We start from the raw sequence: 17,069 nt of genomic DNA on the forward strand, positions 1-17,069 counted from the left end.
CCTACAGGCGCGCAGTCTAGCAGTCACGGGAATGGCCTGGAGCGATAAATTGTTCAAAAAATGTGCATTTCGTCTTGCCGTCTGGCTCTGCCTCGCCCCGATCGCGGCCTCGGCAGAGCCGCTCGTCGCGCCGCCGACGCCGCTCGAAACCGCGCTGACAAACCTGCCAGAGCTCTGCACGGCGATGCCGGACAGGCCGGAGCCAGAGGCGCTGCAGCGACTGTCGGCATTCTATGCAGCCGTGCATCACCAACCGGTGTGGAATTCCTATGCGACGCTCGACGGCTTGCTGCAGCAGCTCGCGCAACTGGCCGATGACGGTCTGGACCCGGCGCAGTATCAGCCGGCGCGCATACGCGAGCAGCTCTATCAGTCTTCGACCGCGCCGCTGCATCGCGAATGCGCTGACATCCTCACCAGCCACGCCTATCTGGAAGCGCTGCACCATCTGGCCCGTGGCCGCCTGCGCCAGGCCGATGTCGAGCCGATCTGGCGCAGCCCCGACGCCGCGGAGCGCGACGATAGCCAGCAATTGCTGCAGATCGCCGTGCAGGGCCTTACCGATCTGCCGCAGGCCTTCGAGCGCGCCCGCCCGGCCCTTGCGCTGTACCGCGACTTGCGCGCCGCCTATGCGCGGTTGCGCCTGGCGCCGCTGCCCGCCTGGCGGCCATTGCCGGACGGCACGACGCTGCGACCCGGCATGAGCGATGAACGTGTGCCGCTGCTGCGCGAAATGCTGCTCGCCGGCGCCGCCAGTACGGCGGCGCTGGAGCCGCGCTACGACGACGAGCTGGTCGAGGCGGTGCGCCGCTTTCAGACGCGACATGGCTTGGAAGCCGACGGCGTGATCGGCGCCGGCACTCTGGCTGCATTGAACGTCAGCCCGGCCAGCCGTCTCGATCAGGTGCGTATCAATCTGGAGCGCCTGCGCTGGATCAGCCGGGACATCGAGCCGCAATCGCTGCTGGTGGATATCGCCGGCGCACGGCTGATCTACTACCGCGACAGCTGCCCGTTCTGGCACACGCGCACCCAGGTCGGCCGCCAGACGCGGCAGACGCCGCCGCTGAAATCGCAGATCACCCGACTCACGCTCAACCCCACCTGGACCGTACCTCCGACCATCCTGCAGCAGGACAAGCTGCCGTTGATCCGCGAGGACGCCGGCTACCTCGCGCGTCACGGGATGCGCGTGCTCGATGCCCAGGGCAACGACCTGGACCCGGCCAGCATCGACTGGCATGCACCGCGCAACATCATGCTGCGCCAGGAGGCAGGTCCGGCCAATCCGCTCGGACAGGTGGCGATCCGCTTCGCCAACCCGTTCTCGGTGTACCTGCACGATACGCCGAGCAAGCCGCTGTTCGATCTCAGCCAGCGTGCCCTCAGCTCCGGCTGCGTGCGCGTCGAAGGGGCGCTGCAGCTGGTCGATCTGCTACTCGACGAAGACGAGCGCGAGACCGTCGCCAGACTGCTGCAGACCGGCAAGACCCACGAGTACCGCCTGGCGCGCCGCACGCCGATCCTGATGGCCTACTGGACCGCGGCCGTCGACGACACCGGCCAGCTGCGCTATCGCCCGGACATTTACCAGCGCGATGCCGCGCTCCTCAGGGCGCTGGACGCGGCGCGTTAGCGCAACGCTGACGACCCGGTGCGGGCACCCGCGCGGCGTTCCGTTCGTCGGGAGTTTCGTCGCCTGCTGCCTGAACCAAGCAGGCTCGGCGTAGTCTTTTGCTGACCGCTCGACACACCCGCCGCTGAAGGGTGGTCGACTGACAGACCCGTCTGAATTACTCAGTGCCATGGATAGCCGAGCAGGACACCTTGAACGCCGAACACAGCGCCCTCACAGCGACCTGGAATGAAGCTGAACGGCTGATCGCATTGGCTCGTTATGCCGCGCTCGACGCCTCGTGCGACGCGGAGCTGGATGAGCTTGCCGCCATGGCTGCGGACCTCTGTGCCTGTCCGGCGGCGGCGATCCATTTCATCGATGACCAGTACCAGTACTGCAAGGGCGCCTTCGCGCTCCAGCGCGAGCCCGTTCCGCTCGCGCGCTCGCTCTGTGCCCGCGCGATCCTGCAATCCGAGCCGCTGATCACCAGGCACAGCGGCGAGCTCAGCGCACCCGTGGAAATGCCACGTCTCGCCGCAGGCGAGCCCGCTCGCTTCTATGCCGCGGCGATCCTGCGCGACGACGACGGCCTGCCGCTGGGTACGCTGTGCGTCTGCGACCGCCAGCCACGCGAGCTCTCGCCACGTCAGGGTGCGCAACTGCAGGCAGTGGCACGCCAGGTCATGGCGCTGCTGGAACTGCGGCGCTTGCGCGGCGAAGACGCGCGCAGCCGCCAGATCATCGACAGCGCCCAGGACTACGCCATTCTCGCCAGCGATCCGCGCGGGTGCATCACCAGCTGGAACAGCGGTGCGCAGCGCATGCTCGGCTGGACTGCCAAAGAGATGATTGGCCAGCCGCTCGCCCGCATCTTCACCGAAGAGGATTGCGCACAACACGCCCCTGAGCAGGAAATGCGCACGGCACGCGAGAAAGGCAGCGCCATCGATGAGCGCTGGCACCAGCGCAAGGACGGTTCCCGCTTCTGGGCCAGTGGAGTGCTTACCCCGCTTTTGCACGACGGCAAGACGCAGGGCTTCGTCAAAATTCTCCGCGATTTGACCGAAGCGCGTCTGCAGCAGAGCTTCGCCCGGGAAATGGAGGAGCGCTACCGCACGCTGGTCGACCTCAGCCCACAGGTGGTCTGGCAATGCGATGCCGATGGCAGCCTGAGCTATTGCAACAGCTACTGGTGCGAATTCACCGGCCTGGACGAGCAGCAATCACGTGGCGACGGCTGGCTTGTCGCAGTCTCCGCGAACGATCGCCAGCGTACGGCCGAACAATGGCAGGCCGCGCTGCAACGCCAACTACCGTTCAAGCTCGAACTGCCCCTGCGCGACATCGATGGCCAGCCGCGTTGGTTCCAGGTCAGCGCTGCACCGATCTACGATGCCGACGGACAATTGCTGCACTGGGTCTGCGTGGCCCAGGACGTCGACAGCCGCCGGCGCTCGGAGATGCAGCGGCTGGAGAGCGAAGCCTTCACCCGCCTGTTGCTGGATTCGGCCAACGAAGGTTTCTACTCCATCGACCGCGGCGGCATGGTCACCCTGTGCAATGATGCCTTCCTCAACCTGCTGGGCTTCGCCAGCCGCGAGGAAGTGCTAGGCCGCCAGCTGCACCATGTGATCCATCACAGCCATCCGGACGGCAGCCCGTACCCGGTGCAGGACTGCCCGATCCAGCACACCGCCACGACCGGCGAACCACGCCACGTCGAGCACGAACTGTTCTTCCGCGTCGACGGCAGCAGCCTGCCGGTGGAATACCGGGTCGCGCCGATCTACCGCGACGGCGAGCTGCAGGGCGCCATCTGCACCTTCAGCGACATCAGTGAGCGCACCCAGCACCAGGCATTGCAGGCTTTTCTTCTCGAACTGAGCGATTGTCTGCAGGCTTGCAGCGAGCGGGTCGATGTCTGCTGCGTACTCGACGAGCGCCTGGCCCGGCTGACGCACTGTGACTGCATCGCCTGGGGGACCGTGAAGGACGGCACGCTGGCCGTGAAACAGGAATGGCTGGCTGCGGATGCTCCGAGCCGGATAGGGCGTCATAGCCTGGAAGCGGACGCCGCCGGTTTCATCGACCGCCTGCCAGACGAAAACCTGGTCGTGCTCGAGGAAGACACGTCAGGCAGTGACTCGCTGCTGCAACATCTGGCCGCCCGCTCGGTCCTGTTCACCGAGCTGCCAGGTGTCGAGTCCGGCACCCAGCCCGCGCTGCTCATGTTCATCCGCAGCCAGCCGCTGCCGTGGAGCCCGGATGACATAGGCCTGGCGCGCGAGGTGCTGGAGCGCATCCGTGCCGCGGCCGAGCGCATGCGGGCCAGCAAGGCCCTGCGCGAAGCCGAGCAGCGCATCAGCCTCGCCAACGAGATCGCCTCGATCGGCGTCTGGGAATACCGCGACAGCCATCATTCGCTGCACTGGGACGCACAACTCAAGGCCATGGCCGGGCTGGCGCCGGATGAGCCGGGGCTGGGTGTGCACGAGATTCTTGCGCGGATCCATCCGGACGACCGCAGCGTGCTGCTCAAGGCGCTGGGCGAGACCCTGGCGGGACGTGGCGACGGCGAGTTCCAGCTCGACTACCGCATCTTCGATACCCGCATCGGCGAGTTCGTCTGGCTCGCCAATCGTGGCCGCCGGCTCGTCGATTCCAGCGGCAAGGTGCGCATCCTCGGTACCGCGCGCAACATCACCGCCGAACGCAACGCTGCCGAACGCATGCTGCGCATGAACGAGATGCTCGAAGAGCAGATCAAGGATCGCCAGCAGGCCGAACAGCGTCAGACCGCGCTGATCGAACTGGGCGACCTGCTGCGCGAGCAGCACGACAGCCAGACCATTGCGCATGCCGCGGTGAGCGTGATCGGCCGCACCATCGGTGTTTCCCGCGTGCTGTTCGCCAGTGTCGATGCACCGAGCCAGAGCGCCACCATCGAGCGCTACTGGAGCGACGGCAGTTCGGACAGCAGCAGCGAAGTGGTGCATTTCGCCGATTACGGGGACTTCTTCTACGATCTGCAGGAGAACGAACTGGTCGTGATCGAAGACGTGCTGCACGATGCCCGCACTGCCAGCCATGCGGAGAACTTCGCCGAAAGCCAGATCCGCAGCATCGTCTGCGTCCCGCTGTTCGAGCAGGGCCGCATTTCCGCCGTGATGATGCTGCTCGAAGAACAGCCGCGCGGCTGGCTCGACGACGACATCTCGTTCATCCGCGAAGTCGCCGACCGCGCCTGGACCGCCGATGAGCGCATGCGCGCCGAACGCGCATTGCGGGAGAGCGAAGAGCAGTTCCGCACCCTCGCCGACAACATGAGCCAGTTCGCCTGGATGGCCGACCCCAGCGGCCACATCTACTGGTACAACAAGCGCTGGTACGACTACACCGGCACCACCGACGAAGCCATGCGCGCCCTTGGCTGGCGCACGGTGAACCACCCGGACCATCATGAGCGGGTCAGCGCCTCGATGAAGCGCGCCTTTGCCATCGGCTCGATCTGGGAAGAAACCTTTCCGTTGCGCGGCAAGGACGGCAAGTACCGCTGGTTCCTCTCCCGCGCGCTGCCGATTCGCGACGACTTCGGCCAGGTTACCCACTGGTTCGGCACCAATACTGATGTCACTGCCCAGGTTGCCGCCGAAGAGGCGCTGCGTGAACTCAACGACAGCCTTGAGCGCCGGGTTGCCGAACGTACCCGCGAGCTGGCGGCGATCAACAGCCGGCTGCACATCGAGATGGCCGAGCGCGAGCGCGCCGAAGAAGCGCTGCGCCACGCGCAGAAGATGGAAGCCATCGGGCAACTCACTGGCGGCCTGGCGCACGACTTCAACAACATGCTGACCGGCGTGCTCGGCGCGCTCGACCTGATCCAGCGGCGTGTCGCCGGCGGCAATACCGGCGATCTCGACCGCTACATCGACGCCGCGACCACCTCGGCCAACCGTGCCGCGGCGCTGACCCATCGCCTGCTGGCCTTTGCCCGTCGCCAGTCGCTGGACCCCAAACCGGTCGACGTGAACCTGCTGGTGGTGTCGATGGAGGACATGCTGCGTCGCACCATGGGCGAGCACATCCGTCTGGAAGTCGAGCTGCAGGCAGATGCCTGGCTCGCTTACACCGACGGCCACCAACTGGAAAACGCCCTGCTCAACCTGGTGATCAATGCCCGGGATGCCATGCCCGATGGCGGACGCCTCGGGGTGAACACGCGCAATGTACGGATCCAACAGCGCCAGCCGGACGCCCCCGAACCGGGCGACTACGTGGTGCTGAGCGTCACCGACAACGGCTCCGGCATGTCGGCTCAGACCATCGCCAAGGCATTCGATCCATTCTTCACCACCAAACCGATCGGCCAGGGCACCGGCCTAGGCCTGTCGATGGTCTACGGCTTCGCCAAGCAGACCGGTGGTCACGTGCGCATCGACAGCACGCTGGGCGAAGGCACGCAGGTCATCCTCTACCTGCCGCGCAACGAGGCCCAGGACGAGCTACCGCCTGCAGCGTCGCAATCGACGGAGGTGCCGAGCGCGACGAACGGGGAGATCGTGCTGGTGGTGGAGGACGAGGCCGCCGTGCGCATGCTCGTCGTGGAGGTGCTGCAGGAGCTGGGCTACCAGGTGCTGGAAGCGGTCGATGCGAATGGCGCGCTGCCCTACCTGCACAGCGATCAGCGCCTCGATCTGCTGGTCACCGATTTCGGCCTGCCCGGCCTGAACGGACGGCAGCTGGTGGAAAGCGCGCGACAGCACCGCCCCGAACTGAAGGTGCTCTTCATCACCGGCTATGTACCGGACGACGAGATGCGTAACGACTTCCTCGCACCCGGCATGGATATCCTCGCCAAACCGTTCAGCATCGACATCCTCGCTGCCCGCATCCGGCGCCTGATCGACGGGCGCGACTAGCGGCAACCGGAACTCTCCTTCGCCCATCGCACTCTCAGAAGAACGATAGCAAGGAGGTTTCCGCTCATGCGCAAGACACTTTTCGCAGCGTTCACCCTGGCGTTGGTGCCGGTTGGCAGCGCCGTGGCCGATGGCCTGGTCCGCGACATTCTCTCCTCGGGTGCGACCACAGCATCCACCTACATGACCTTCAAGGACGACAAGCTGGTGATACCTGCGCGCGAGGATGCAGGCAGCTTCGTGGCCAGCAACGGCGAGATCCGCGGCCCGTATCTGGAAGCCATGCTGCAGCAACTGCGCAGCGAGCAGCCGCAGCTGGAAGCCACCGACATGGAGCTGGCCAGCGCGATCCTCGCGGCCGAACAGCTTCAATAGCGGCACGCTGAACCCATTCACGCATTCATTCGAGGTCAGTTCATGAAGAAGAGCGCTTCCGCCGTCTGGCAAGGCGGCCTGAAAGACGGCAAGGGCACCATCAGCACTCAGAGCGGTGCACTGAAGGACAACCCCTACGGCTTCAACACTCGCTTCGAAGACACGCCGGGGACCAATCCGGAAGAGCTGATCGGCGCGGCCCATGCCGGCTGCTTCTCGATGGCCCTGTCGATGATGCTGGGCCAGGCCGGGCTGACCGCCGAACGCATCGACACCCGTGCCGAGGTCACACTCGACAAGGATGGTGAAGGCTTCAGCATCACGGCGATCGATCTCACCCTCAAGGCGCGGATTCCGGGTGCGGATGACGCGCAGTTCCAGCAGATCGCCAATCAGGCGAAGGAAGGCTGCCCGGTATCCAAGGTACTCAACGCTCGCATCAGCCTGAACGCGACGCTGGAAGGCTGACCGCGCCTCCATCGCGCGAAGCTCGGGCGCAAAAAAAACGCCACACCGTTGCCGGTGTGGCGTTTTCGCATCCGGGGTAGTTATCAGCCGCGGATGTTGTAGATGTCCTTCTCGTTCAGCTCGGCGTATTCATACAACCGCTTGAGATAGGCACTCTGCTGCTCCCACACCTTGGCCGCCACCGGATCGGCGTTGGCGGAGGCGTCGACCACTTCAGCCGCCACTTCCTTCAGGCGGGACAGCACTTCGTCCGGCAGGCGGCGTACTTCGACGCCCTGCTCGCGCAGTTGCTCCAGCGCTTCCATGTTCTTGGCGTTGTAGTCATCGAGCATGTCGCCGTTGACGTCACGCGCCGCGGCACGAACGATGGCCTTCAGATCATCCGGCAGGGTTTCCCAGGCCTTGAGATTGACGTCCAGCTCGAAGGTGACGTTCGGCTCCTGCCAGCCCGGGGTGTAGTAGTACTTGGAAGCCTTGTGCAGACCCAGGGCCAGATCGTTGTACGGGCCGATCCACTCGGTGGCGTCGATCGCGCCGGTCTGCAGGGCGGTGAAGATCTCGCCAGCCGGCATGTTCACCACGGTACCGCCCATCTTGGTCAGCACTTCGCCGCCCAGGCCCGGGGTACGCATCTTCAGACCCTTGAAGTCGTCGACCGAATTGATTTCCTTGTTGAACCAGCCGGCGGTCTGCACGCCGGTGGCACCACAGGCCATCGGCAGTACGCCGTAGGGCTTGTAGACCTCTTCCCACAGCTGCATGCCGCCGCCACGATGCAGCCAGGCATTCATTTCCTGCGCGTTCGGGCCGAACGGCAGGGCGCAGAAGAACTGCGCGGCCGGGACCTTGCCTTTCCAGTAGTAAGGTGCGCCATGACCCATTTCGGCGGTGCCGCGCGATACCGCGTCGAACACTTCCAGCGCCGGGACCAGCTCGCCGGCGGCATAGACCTTGACCTTCAGCCGGCCACCGCTCATTTCGTTGACCAGATTGGCGAAGCGCTCGGCACCGACGCCTACGCCAGGGAAGTTCTTCGGCCAGGAGGTGACCATCTTCCAGTTGAATGTCTGCTGTTCGCTGGCCTGCTTGCTTTCGCCCGCTGCCGGCTTCTCGCTCTTGTCATTGCAGCCAGCCAGAGCGGTTGCCGCCAGGCCTACGCCAGCGGCGGTGAGAATGTCACGACGTTTCATGAGGTTACTCCTTGTTATTTGTTCTTATTGCGCAACGGCAAGGCTACGCTTTTTGCCGGACCGCCTTGCGCCTTTCGTTCCGTTTCGAGTCCCTGAGTCAGGCTGACCGCTGACTCGTACGGCGAAACCTGCGCCGGAAATGCATCCGCCACTCCGGGCTCGACTAACATTAGAGCCTCCGGCGCCTCAAGCCTAGCGCATAAGCTAAAAGTCGTAGGCCGATTGCTGCAAGACGCCAGTACTGCAAGAATCGCCCTCTCCCGCCAACCTTGCGTCTCCTAAGAAGGACTACAAATGTCCCAGAGCCCCCCGCCCCTGCTGCGCGTGGCTGGTCTCATCGATGCGTTCAACATGCGCCTCGGCCAGCTCTGTGCCTGGATCACCCTGTTTCTTGTCATCGGTACCGCCGTCGTGGTGGTCCTGCGCTACGGTTTCGGCATCGGCGCCATCGCCCTGCAGGAAGCGGTAATGTACGGCCATGCGCTGGTGTTCATGGGCGCCGCCGCCTGGACCCTGCAGCGCAACGGCCACGTTCGCGTCGACATCTTCTATCAGAAGTTCAGCAGTCGCAGGCAGACCGTCGTCGACGGTCTTGGCCACCTGCTCTTTCTGCTGCCGGTCTGCCTGTTCCTCGGCTGGAACAGCTGGGATTACGTCACCAGTTCCTGGGCGACTCACGAAGGTTCCAACGAGTCGGGCGGGCTGAAGTTCGTCTACCTGCAGAAGAGCATCATCCTGCTGCTGGTCGGCAGCCTCGCCATGCAGGGCCTTTCCGACCTGATCAAGGCCGGCTACCGCCTGGCCGGTCGTTTGCCTGAAGCAGAGCAGGAGGTGGAGCATGGGTGAGATCATGGCCATCCTGCTGTTCATCAGCATCTGCTTCGCCCTGATGTCCGGGTACCCGGTCGCCTTTACCCTTGGCGGCATGGCGCTCCTGTTCGCCGGCATCGGCGTGGTCACCGGCTCGTTCGACGTGGGTTATCTGCACGCGTTGCCGAACCGCATCTTCGGCATCATGAACAACCAGACGATGCTGGCGGTACCGCTGTTCGTTTTCATGGGCGTGATGCTGGAGAAATCGCGCGTCGCCGAAGACCTGCTGGAATCGATGTCGCGGCTGTTCGGCACCATGCGTGGCGGCCTGGCGATTTCGGTCTGCGTGGTCGGCGCGCTGCTTGCGGCCAGCACCGGTATCGTCGGCGCCACCGTGGTCACCATGGGCCTGCTGGCACTGCCGACGATGCTGCGTCGCGGCTACGACCCGGCGATCGCTACCGGCACCCTCGCCGCCACCGGCACCCTCGGTCAGATCATTCCACCCTCGATCATCCTGGTCCTGCTCGGCGATGTGATGTCCAGCGCCTTCCAGCAGGCACAGCTGAAGATGGGCATCTTCTCGCCGAAGACCGTGTCGGTCGGCGACCTGTTCGTCGGCGCGCTGATTCCGGGCCTCGTGCTGGTTGGCATGTACATCCTCTACCTCATCGCGGTAGCGATCTTCCAGCCGAAGAAGCTGCCCGCCTTGCCGCAGGAAGAACTGGGGCCGATCGAATGGGGCAAGCTGATCGGTGCGCTGCTGCCACCGCTGGCGCTGATCACCGCAGTGCTCGGCTCGATTCTCGCCGGTTACGCCACACCGACCGAGGCTGCTGCGATCGGTGCCCTGGGCGCGACCTTGCTGTCGATCGCCAAGGGCCAGCTGAATTTCGCCCAGCTCAAGCAGGTAGCCTTCGGCACCACCGAAATCACCTCCATGGTGTTCCTCATCCTCATCGGTGCGTCGCTGTTCTCCCTGGTGTTCCGCGGCTTTGGCGGTGAAGCGCTGATCGAAGATGCCCTGCATTCGCTGCCTGGCGGTGTGCTCGGCGCGTTCCTGGTGGTGATGCTGGTCATCTTCCTGCTGGGCTTCATTCTCGATTTCATCGAGATCATCTTCGTGGTGGTGCCCATCGTCGGCCCGATCCTGCTGGCCATGGGCCTGGACCCGGTCTGGCTCGGCGTGATGTTCGCCATCAACCTGCAGACCTCGTTCCTCACCCCTCCCTTCGGCTTCTCGCTGTTCTACCTGCGCGGCGTCACACCCCGCAGCGTACCGACCAGTGTGATGTACAAGGGCGTGCTGCCGTTCATCCTGATCCAGATCGGCATGCTGGTGGTGGCCTACATGTGGCCCGGGCTCGTTACCTGGCTACCGGAACAGGTCTACGGCCAGTAACTGCAGCTGCAACGCCCGTCCCTCGACGGGCGTTGTGCTTCCTACCGCAGCATCCCGCTACAATCGGCTCCCGCCCGAACGCCTGCCCGCCGATGACAGCCTCCCCTTCTCTGCTCGAACGCTTCCAGGCACTCGACCGTTTCCTGAGCGAGCACCAGGCTCTCTGGCGCCCACGCCCATTCGTTTGCCGAAGCCTGCCGTGGGAAAAGGACTACCCGGAACTAGCCGCCTGGCTGCGAGCACGCTCACTGGCCGACGCCGAAGCCGCGCACAACCAGCCAGGCGAACTCGCCGCACCGGCACCTTTCCCGCAGCTGGCTGCGATCGCCTGCGAGCTGAGCCAGATCGACGAACTGCCCGCAAGCGAGCCGCCGGCTGTGGCTCATCGCCAGAACCTCGACATACCGGGACGCAAATCGCTGCAGATCCAGGCGTTCGGCGCGCGCCTGCACTTTCGCGAAAGGCCGCGGCACTGGCTCGACTGGTGCTCCGGCAAAGGTCATCTCGGCCGGCATCTGGCCAGAAACGGCGCCGCACTGACCTGCCTTGAGTGGGACGAAGCGCTGGTCAACGCCGGCGACAAGCTGAGCGAACGACTCGGCGTCGACGCGACGCACCGCTGCCAGGATGTGCTGGCTTCCGATGCTGGGGACCAGCTGCACGCCACGCATACGCCAGTCGCCCTGCATGCCTGCGGCGACCTCCATGTTCGCCTGCTGCAACTGGCCGTCGCCAAACAATGCCGCCAGCTTGCGGTGGCACCCTGCTGCTACAACCGCATCACCGATGAGCACTACATCCCACTGTCACAGACAGCCGGCGCTTCGTCCTTGCAGCTCACGCGCGATGACCTCGGTTTGCCCTTGAGCGAAACCGTCACCGCGGGCGCACGCGAACGGCGCAACCGCGACCAGTCCATGGCCTGGCGCCTGGGCTTCGACATCCTGCAGCGCCACCTGCGCCAGCAGGACGAATACCTGCCGACCCCGTCGCTGCCCGGCGCCTGGCTGAAGAAAGACTTCGCCGACTACTGCCGCGACCTCGCCACGCTCAAGCAACTACCCGCGCCCGGTGACGAGGACTGGCCGGCACTGGAGCGCACAGGCTGGCAGCGCCTAGCCGAAGTTCGCAACCTGGAACTGGTGCGCGGCCTGTTCCGCCGCCCGCTCGAACTCTGGCTGTTGCTCGACCGAGCATTACTGCTGGAAGAACAGGGCTACCGCGTTCGCCTGGGCACCTTCTGCCCCAGCCAACTGACGCCGCGCAACCTGCTCTTGCTCGCCGAACTCGACGCGCCCGCGCAGAATGTGAAGCGGCCTGAATAAGCCACTGCAAGTCACCGTAACCAAACGGTTTACTCGCCGCGCGCAATGGATATAATGGCGACCCTCAAATGCCGGTATAGCTCAGCTGGTAGAGCAACTGACTTGTAATCAGTAGGTCCCGGGTTCGACTCCTGGTGCCGGCACCATATTGAAAGCCCCGCAATGCGGGGCTTTCGCGTTTCCTGCGGGACGAAAACGAGTTTTCATCTCGCGAGCACGTCCACATATCGTCCACAGACGATCAGGCAGAGAGCAATTGGTTCTTGAGCTTGACGGTTTCCGTAAGGCCTACGCTCAGCGATGTGTATTGAGTGGCGCCCTTCCGGAAAAGGATCGTGCAGCCCGAATCCCAATCGTTGCCGTCCGGAATCACCAAGGATATGTCGTGCAGGTTGATTAGGTACTTATCGCCGGAGGAGTCTGTTACTTCGATAAATTTCATGCTTCGTCCTTCTTGATTTCCGCCGTTGCCAGCGGGTTGAGTGTGACCACCTCAGCCAGGTGCCCCGGGCTGAAGTGGGCGTACTTCATCGTCATCGCAAGCGAGGCGTGGCCGAGTACTCGTTGCAGGGTGAGGATATCGCCGCCGTTCATCATGTAATGGCTGGCAAAGGTGTGTCGCAGCACGTGGGTCAGCTGGCCGGCCGGCAGGTCGAGACCTACCGCGTCGACCGCCTCGCCGAAGCGCTTGTAGCAATCGCCGAACGGCAGAGCGGCCTTGATCTTCTTCTGCAGATCCTCGGTGATCGGCACCGCCCGGTTCTTCGAGGACTTCGTCCTGGTGTAGTGGATCCGGCAGTCGCGCACCTGGCGAGCCGTCAACCCTTCCGCCTCTGACCACCTAGCGCCGGTGGCCAGGCAGTTCCGCGCCACCAGCCCGGCTTTCGGCGAGATCTCGTCCAGGGCAGCGAGCAACGGCTGGATCTGATCGCGTTCCAGGTAGGCCATCTCCGTTTCGTCGAACTTCAGCGCCCGCACCTTCGCCAGCGGGTTATCGCCCACCCACTCCCCAAGTCGCTCGAGTTCGTTGAACACAGCGCGCAGGTAGGCCAGCTCGTGGTTCAAGGTATTGGCGCTGACGGGCTTGGCTTTCTCACCCTTCTTCCGCCCGCTGCCGGCTGTTTCTCGGCCGTACTTGCCGGCCAGGCGATCGGCCCGGTACTGCGTGAAGTGGCTGGTGGTGAAGTCCGACGCCCGCGGGTTGCCCATGCGAGTGGCCATCGCCTGCAGCGCGCGCTCCCGTTCCTCGCCGCGTTTGAGAGTGCGCCCGTGATTGTTGAACCAGAGCGTGACCAGGTCGGACAGCAGTCGCTCGTCCCGCTTGGGCTTCTTCTCGAACGAACCCCGCGCACCGTCGCCCATGATCCGGTTCTGGTAAACCAGCGCTTCGTTCTTCGTCCGGAATTTCTTGCGAATGCGAGGGCCGTTGCGGCCTTCCGGTCGGCAATCGACTTCGTAGCGCCCGTCCTCGAGCTTCTTGATTGACACTGGATCAGACGGGGCTGACTTGCCCGCACTCCGGCGCAATCTCGTCGCACATCAGCCAGAGCGTGTACTTCTTGAACCGCGGGTGGGTGGTGATCTTCAGCAGCGCGAGGGCGCTAACTTCCTTGCGCAAACCCAGCTCGTAGTTCTTCAGGCTGCTCAGGCTGATTTCCACCTCTGCAGCCATTTCCCCCTGCGTCATCCGTTCCCGGGTGCGCATCAATTTCAGCTTCTCACCGAGCTCCATTCTGTCACCCCTTGACATATCCATTTGAATCTCTAAAGTACTCATATGTGTATATATGCAGCACATATGACTAGGAGAGCTTACCAAATGAATATCGTGATCGACACGCCATACACCACAGTTACGGAGCTTGCCCGGCGTACCGGGCAGTCCGAGAGCACGATCCGAAAGGAGATCAAGAACGGTCGCCTCCTCATCCGTGAAAAGACCGAAGGCTCGAAGGAAGCCGTCCTGGTCAACATGATCCACATCGCCATGGAAGCGGCGGAACAGGCCGAGCGAGTCAGAACGGACAACTCCAAATCCAGCTCCCAGCGCTGAGGGGCTAGATATGAAGTTCGAGGAGATCTACCACCGGGATGTGGTCCACGCCCTGGAGAACGACCGGGAGCTGGACTTCCAGGCCATCAGCGACACCTACCTGCAGAAGGGCCTGTGCCCGAGCTGCGGCAAACGCAGGCTTTTCATCAGTCGGAAGAAGCCGTTCCAGCTCAAGTGCAACCGCGACAACGAATGCCAGTTTGAGCAGAAGACCCGCGAACGCTACGCCCACTTGTTCGAGAACCTGAGCGAGCGCTTCCCGAAGACAGAGGCCAACCCCAACGCCACCGCCGATGCCTACCTGCAGCGCAATCGGGGCTTCGACACCAGCAAGTTGCAGGGCTGGTACAGCCAAGCGCGCCGAAAGATGGCTGATGGCAGCTGGGCGGACACCGTGCGTTTTCCGCTCTGCGACGGCTACTGGGAACGGATCATCGATGCCTCCGCCGTAGCGCGGAATGACGGCGACAAGGCCGGCATCAAGGGAAAGATGAGCTACACGAGCCAGGGCTGGGTGCCGCCGGGCCAGGTCATCAACAAGGGCGACCGCGTCTACATCGTCGAGGGCATCTTCCACGCCATCGCGCTGCACCTGGCCGGCTACAAGGTCATCGCCTCGATCAGCTGCGTGAACTTCCCCTGGGACATTGTCGAGGAGAACCGCGGCAAGCTGATCACCTGGTGCATTGGCCTGGACGACGATCCAGCCGGCCGCAAGTACATTCCCAAGTACCTCAAGCAGCTGAAAGAGCTGAACGAGATCGGCTGGGTTGCACTCGCCGGCGAGCGCGACTGGGACGATGTCTACCGCGACGGCGAGCTGAACGATGCCTTCCTTGAGGAGGCCTGCTACCGCGGCCGGCTGTTCACTGCCAGGTCGCCGATGAAGGTCGCCTACCTGCTTTACATGAAAGGCAAGCGCAGCTTCTTCCTGCTCGATTACGAGAACCGCCTGTACTCGGCGCGCATCAACGTGGCCGAGCTGCAGAAAGACTTGGACGGCGACGAGGTGGACGGGCATTACACCGATTTCGCCAAACACTGCACCGTCGCCCAGGTGGCCAACTGCGTGCCTGAGTTTGAGTACATCCAGCGCGACGCCATCACCGGCGATCAGCAGTACTTCTTCCAGTTTCGGTTCCCCAATGCCCAGCAGGACTGCAAGGTGCCGCTGGCCCCGAGCGCAGTGGGCGAGCCCCGCAGCTTCGCCAAGGCCATGCTCGAGCGCACACCGGGCGGTGACTTCCAGGGCGGCGAGCGCGTGCTGGCCATGCTGCGCGGCCGCTGGCTGGAAAACGCCATGACGGTGCGCACCCTCCCCTTCGTAGGCTACGACGAGGAAACCGGCACCTACGTGTTCCAGCAGTTCGGCTATCGGAAGGGGCGCGAGTACCAGGCCAACAGGCATGGCTTCCTGGACGTTGGCCGCAGCGGGCTGAAAACCTCTCTGAACAGCTTCCGCGTAGTGCACGGGCAGGACTTCAAGCCGGACTGGTTCGCCGACTTCCTTGCGGTCAACCACCTCAACGGCGTAGGCGCACTCAGCTGGTGGACCGGTTGCCTGTTCGTCCAGCAGATCCGACAGCGTCAGGGCAGCTGGCCCTTCTTCGAGTTCACCGGCGAAGCCGGGGCGGGCAAGTCCTTCCTGCTGCGTTTTCTCTGGTGCCTGGTGGGCCGGCCCAACCAGGAAGGCGTGAAGCCCAACAGCGAGGGCTCAACCAGCGTCGGTCTGATCCGAGCCTTCTCTCAGGTGAGCAACCTGCCGGTAGTGCTGATCGAGTCTGACACCCAAACCATCGACGCCCAGGGCCGCGTGGTGGTCAACCAGTACAACTGGGAAAAGGTGAAACCGCTGTACGACCACAACGCCACGCTGCGCACGGTCGGCGTGAAGTCCTCGAGCAACGACACCGACAGCCTGATCTTCCGTGGCGCCCTCTGCATGTCGCAGAACGCCAGCGTCGAAGGGCACGAAGCGATCATGACTCGCATCGTCCACATGCACGCCACCAAGGAGCACCACACCCCCCAACTAAAAGCGGTTTCCATCCGGCTGAAAGATCGACCTGTTGAGGAGTTGGCTGGCTACTTGCGCCACTGCCTGGAGAACGAAGCGGCCTGGCTGCAGCGCTACTTCGAAGCCTTTCCCGTCTACGAGAAGCGCCTGCAGGAGAACAGCGCCATCCGCCACCAGCGCATCGTGCACTGCCATGCGCAGATGATGGCCGCAGCACATGCCACCCAGGCGTTCTTTCCCGACTGGAGCGATCGCACCCTGGATCAGCTGCTCAAGCACATCGAGGGCAGGGCCGTGGACCGCCAACAGCGTGTCAGTAAAGAGGACACCATCGCCTCGCGCTTCTGGCAGATCTTCCACTACCTGAACGAGCGCGTGGTGACGGTGCACGAGTCAGGCGAAGCCCCCAAGGAGATCACCCAGGAGACGCTGAACCACAGCGGCGACAAAGGCCTGATCGCCATCAACATCGAGCATTTCCACAACGCCTGCCGGCTCGCAGGGCAGGAGGTGATCCCCGCTGTACAGCTGATGCGCGCCCTCCCACTCAGCACCACCTACCGCTTCCTGGAGAACCGCAAGGTGCGCTCGGTGATCGAGAAGCGCTCCCTCAACTGCTGGGTGTTTGCTCGGGGGAACTGGTCATGCTGAGTCGTATGCGTCAGGCGGGCGTGTGTGTGCGTATAGGCGGATATGACTCCCGGCGTGTATTGCCCCGTCTGGTCCGGAACATCCGGAACATTGAAATTATTGAAAAAGAAACTCTTATAGAACAAGGAGTTACCAATAGAAAACCGTTCCGCCAGCACCGGAACACGGTGGAACGCGCCGGAACAACCTGTTCCGCCATGTTCCGCAATTGTTCCGCCAAGCCCTTTTCACCGGAACG

13 protein-coding genes and 1 tRNA gene are annotated in these 17,069 nt (G+C 63.7%); 10 read left to right on the forward strand and 4 right to left on the reverse strand.

Annotated features, from left to right (window positions below; genetic code table 11):
- Nucleotides 1-49 precede the first annotated feature (49 nt).
- The 4 genes from LW136_RS20875 to LW136_RS20890 all read left to right on the forward strand — a co-directional run bounded on the left by LW136_RS20875 (nucleotide 50) and on the right by LW136_RS20890 (nucleotide 7,380).
- A complete protein-coding gene (locus tag LW136_RS20875; protein WP_473774561.1) occupies nucleotides 50-1,636 on the forward strand; it encodes a L,D-transpeptidase family protein in 1,587 nt (528 codons plus the stop codon).
- Nucleotides 1,637-1,827: 191 nt separating this feature from the next.
- On the forward strand, nucleotides 1,828-6,537 hold the full coding sequence (locus tag LW136_RS20880) for a PAS domain S-box protein (protein WP_234173996.1): 4,710 nt from the start codon (nucleotides 1,828-1,830) through the stop codon (nucleotides 6,535-6,537).
- Nucleotides 6,538-6,603: 66 nt separating this feature from the next.
- Nucleotides 6,604-6,912, forward strand: coding sequence for a DUF2388 domain-containing protein (locus tag LW136_RS20885; protein WP_014821988.1), 309 nt, complete (start codon nucleotides 6,604-6,606; stop codon nucleotides 6,910-6,912).
- Nucleotides 6,913-6,954: 42 nt separating this feature from the next.
- On the forward strand, nucleotides 6,955-7,380 hold the full coding sequence (locus LW136_RS20890; protein WP_014821989.1) for an OsmC family protein: 426 nt from the start codon (nucleotides 6,955-6,957) through the stop codon (nucleotides 7,378-7,380).
- A gap of 83 nt (nucleotides 7,381-7,463) precedes the next feature.
- On the opposite strand, the gene LW136_RS20895 is transcribed toward LW136_RS20890, so the two are convergent.
- Nucleotides 7,464-8,570, reverse strand: a complete 1,107-nt coding sequence (locus LW136_RS20895) for a TRAP transporter substrate-binding protein (RefSeq protein ID WP_014821990.1) — start codon at nucleotides 8,568-8,570, stop codon at nucleotides 7,464-7,466.
- A 294-nt stretch (nucleotides 8,571-8,864) separates the two neighbouring features.
- On the opposite strand from LW136_RS20895, the gene LW136_RS20900 reads away from it, so the two are divergent.
- The 4 genes from LW136_RS20900 to LW136_RS20915 all read left to right on the forward strand — a co-directional run bounded on the left by LW136_RS20900 (nucleotide 8,865) and on the right by LW136_RS20915 (nucleotide 12,256).
- Complete coding sequence (locus LW136_RS20900) at nucleotides 8,865-9,416, forward strand: TRAP transporter small permease subunit (protein ID WP_234173997.1); 552 nt, start codon at nucleotides 8,865-8,867, stop codon at nucleotides 9,414-9,416.
- The gene (locus LW136_RS20905; RefSeq protein WP_041015330.1) at nucleotides 9,409-10,785 is read left to right on the forward strand and encodes a TRAP transporter large permease; all 1,377 of its coding nucleotides are present in this window, start codon (nucleotides 9,409-9,411) and stop codon (nucleotides 10,783-10,785) included. Before LW136_RS20900 ends, LW136_RS20905 begins: the two co-directional genes overlap by 8 nt.
- Before the next feature lie 92 nt (nucleotides 10,786-10,877).
- The gene (locus tag LW136_RS20910; RefSeq protein WP_234173999.1) at nucleotides 10,878-12,110 is read left to right on the forward strand and encodes a methyltransferase; all 1,233 of its coding nucleotides are present in this window, start codon (nucleotides 10,878-10,880) and stop codon (nucleotides 12,108-12,110) included.
- A gap of 70 nt (nucleotides 12,111-12,180) precedes the next feature.
- A tRNA-Thr gene (locus tag LW136_RS20915) sits at nucleotides 12,181-12,256 on the forward strand.
- Nucleotides 12,257-12,351: 95 nt separating this feature from the next.
- Here the strand turns inward: LW136_RS20915 and LW136_RS20920 are convergent.
- The 3 genes from LW136_RS20920 to LW136_RS20930 are packed head-to-tail and all read right to left on the reverse strand — an operon-like array spanning nucleotide 12,352 to nucleotide 13,842.
- Nucleotides 12,352-12,552: a hypothetical protein gene (locus tag LW136_RS20920; RefSeq protein ID WP_234174001.1), complete on the reverse strand. Its 201-nt coding sequence runs from the start codon at nucleotides 12,550-12,552 to the stop codon at nucleotides 12,352-12,354.
- Entirely contained in the window at nucleotides 12,549-13,598 is a 1,050-nt protein-coding gene (locus LW136_RS20925) for a phage integrase (RefSeq protein ID WP_234174004.1), read from the reverse strand. Before LW136_RS20925 ends, LW136_RS20920 begins: the two co-directional genes overlap by 4 nt.
- Nucleotides 13,599-13,602: 4 nt before the next feature.
- Nucleotides 13,603-13,842, reverse strand: coding sequence for a helix-turn-helix domain-containing protein (locus LW136_RS20930; RefSeq protein WP_186415967.1), 240 nt, complete (start codon nucleotides 13,840-13,842; stop codon nucleotides 13,603-13,605).
- Nucleotides 13,843-13,929: 87 nt separating this feature from the next.
- Between LW136_RS20930 and LW136_RS20935 the strand changes: the two genes are divergently transcribed.
- Nucleotides 13,930-14,163, forward strand: coding sequence for a hypothetical protein (locus LW136_RS20935; protein WP_186415968.1), 234 nt, complete (start codon nucleotides 13,930-13,932; stop codon nucleotides 14,161-14,163).
- A 10-nt stretch (nucleotides 14,164-14,173) separates the two neighbouring features.
- Nucleotides 14,174-16,831 (forward strand): toprim domain-containing protein, encoded by a 2,658-nt coding sequence (locus LW136_RS20940; protein ID WP_234174005.1) that lies wholly within the window; start codon nucleotides 14,174-14,176, stop codon nucleotides 16,829-16,831.
- Nucleotides 16,832-17,069: the final 238 nt, after the last annotated feature.

The sequence above is a fragment of the Stutzerimonas kunmingensis genome, assembly GCF_021432085.1.
Classification (GTDB): domain Bacteria; phylum Pseudomonadota; class Gammaproteobacteria; order Pseudomonadales; family Pseudomonadaceae; genus Stutzerimonas.

Coding starts and splice junctions, on each gene's coding strand:
- LW136_RS20885 (WP_014821988.1), top strand. CDS start 6,604: ATGCGCAAGACACTTTTCGCAGCGTTCACCCTGGCGTTGGTGCCGGTT.
- LW136_RS20890 (WP_014821989.1), top strand. CDS start 6,955: ATGAAGAAGAGCGCTTCCGCCGTCTGGCAAGGCGGCCTGAAAGACGGC.
- LW136_RS20895 (WP_014821990.1), bottom strand. CDS start 8,570: ATGAAACGTCGTGACATTCTCACCGCCGCTGGCGTAGGCCTGGCGGCA.
- LW136_RS20900 (WP_234173997.1), top strand. CDS start 8,865: ATGTCCCAGAGCCCCCCGCCCCTGCTGCGCGTGGCTGGTCTCATCGAT.
- LW136_RS20905 (WP_041015330.1), top strand. CDS start 9,409: ATGGGTGAGATCATGGCCATCCTGCTGTTCATCAGCATCTGCTTCGCC.
- LW136_RS20910 (WP_234173999.1), top strand. CDS start 10,878: ATGACAGCCTCCCCTTCTCTGCTCGAACGCTTCCAGGCACTCGACCGT.
- LW136_RS20920 (WP_234174001.1), bottom strand. CDS start 12,552: ATGAAATTTATCGAAGTAACAGACTCCTCCGGCGATAAGTACCTAATC.
- LW136_RS20930 (WP_186415967.1), bottom strand. CDS start 13,842: ATGGAGCTCGGTGAGAAGCTGAAATTGATGCGCACCCGGGAACGGATG.
- LW136_RS20935 (WP_186415968.1), top strand. CDS start 13,930: ATGAATATCGTGATCGACACGCCATACACCACAGTTACGGAGCTTGCC.
- LW136_RS20940 (WP_234174005.1), top strand. CDS start 14,174: ATGAAGTTCGAGGAGATCTACCACCGGGATGTGGTCCACGCCCTGGAG.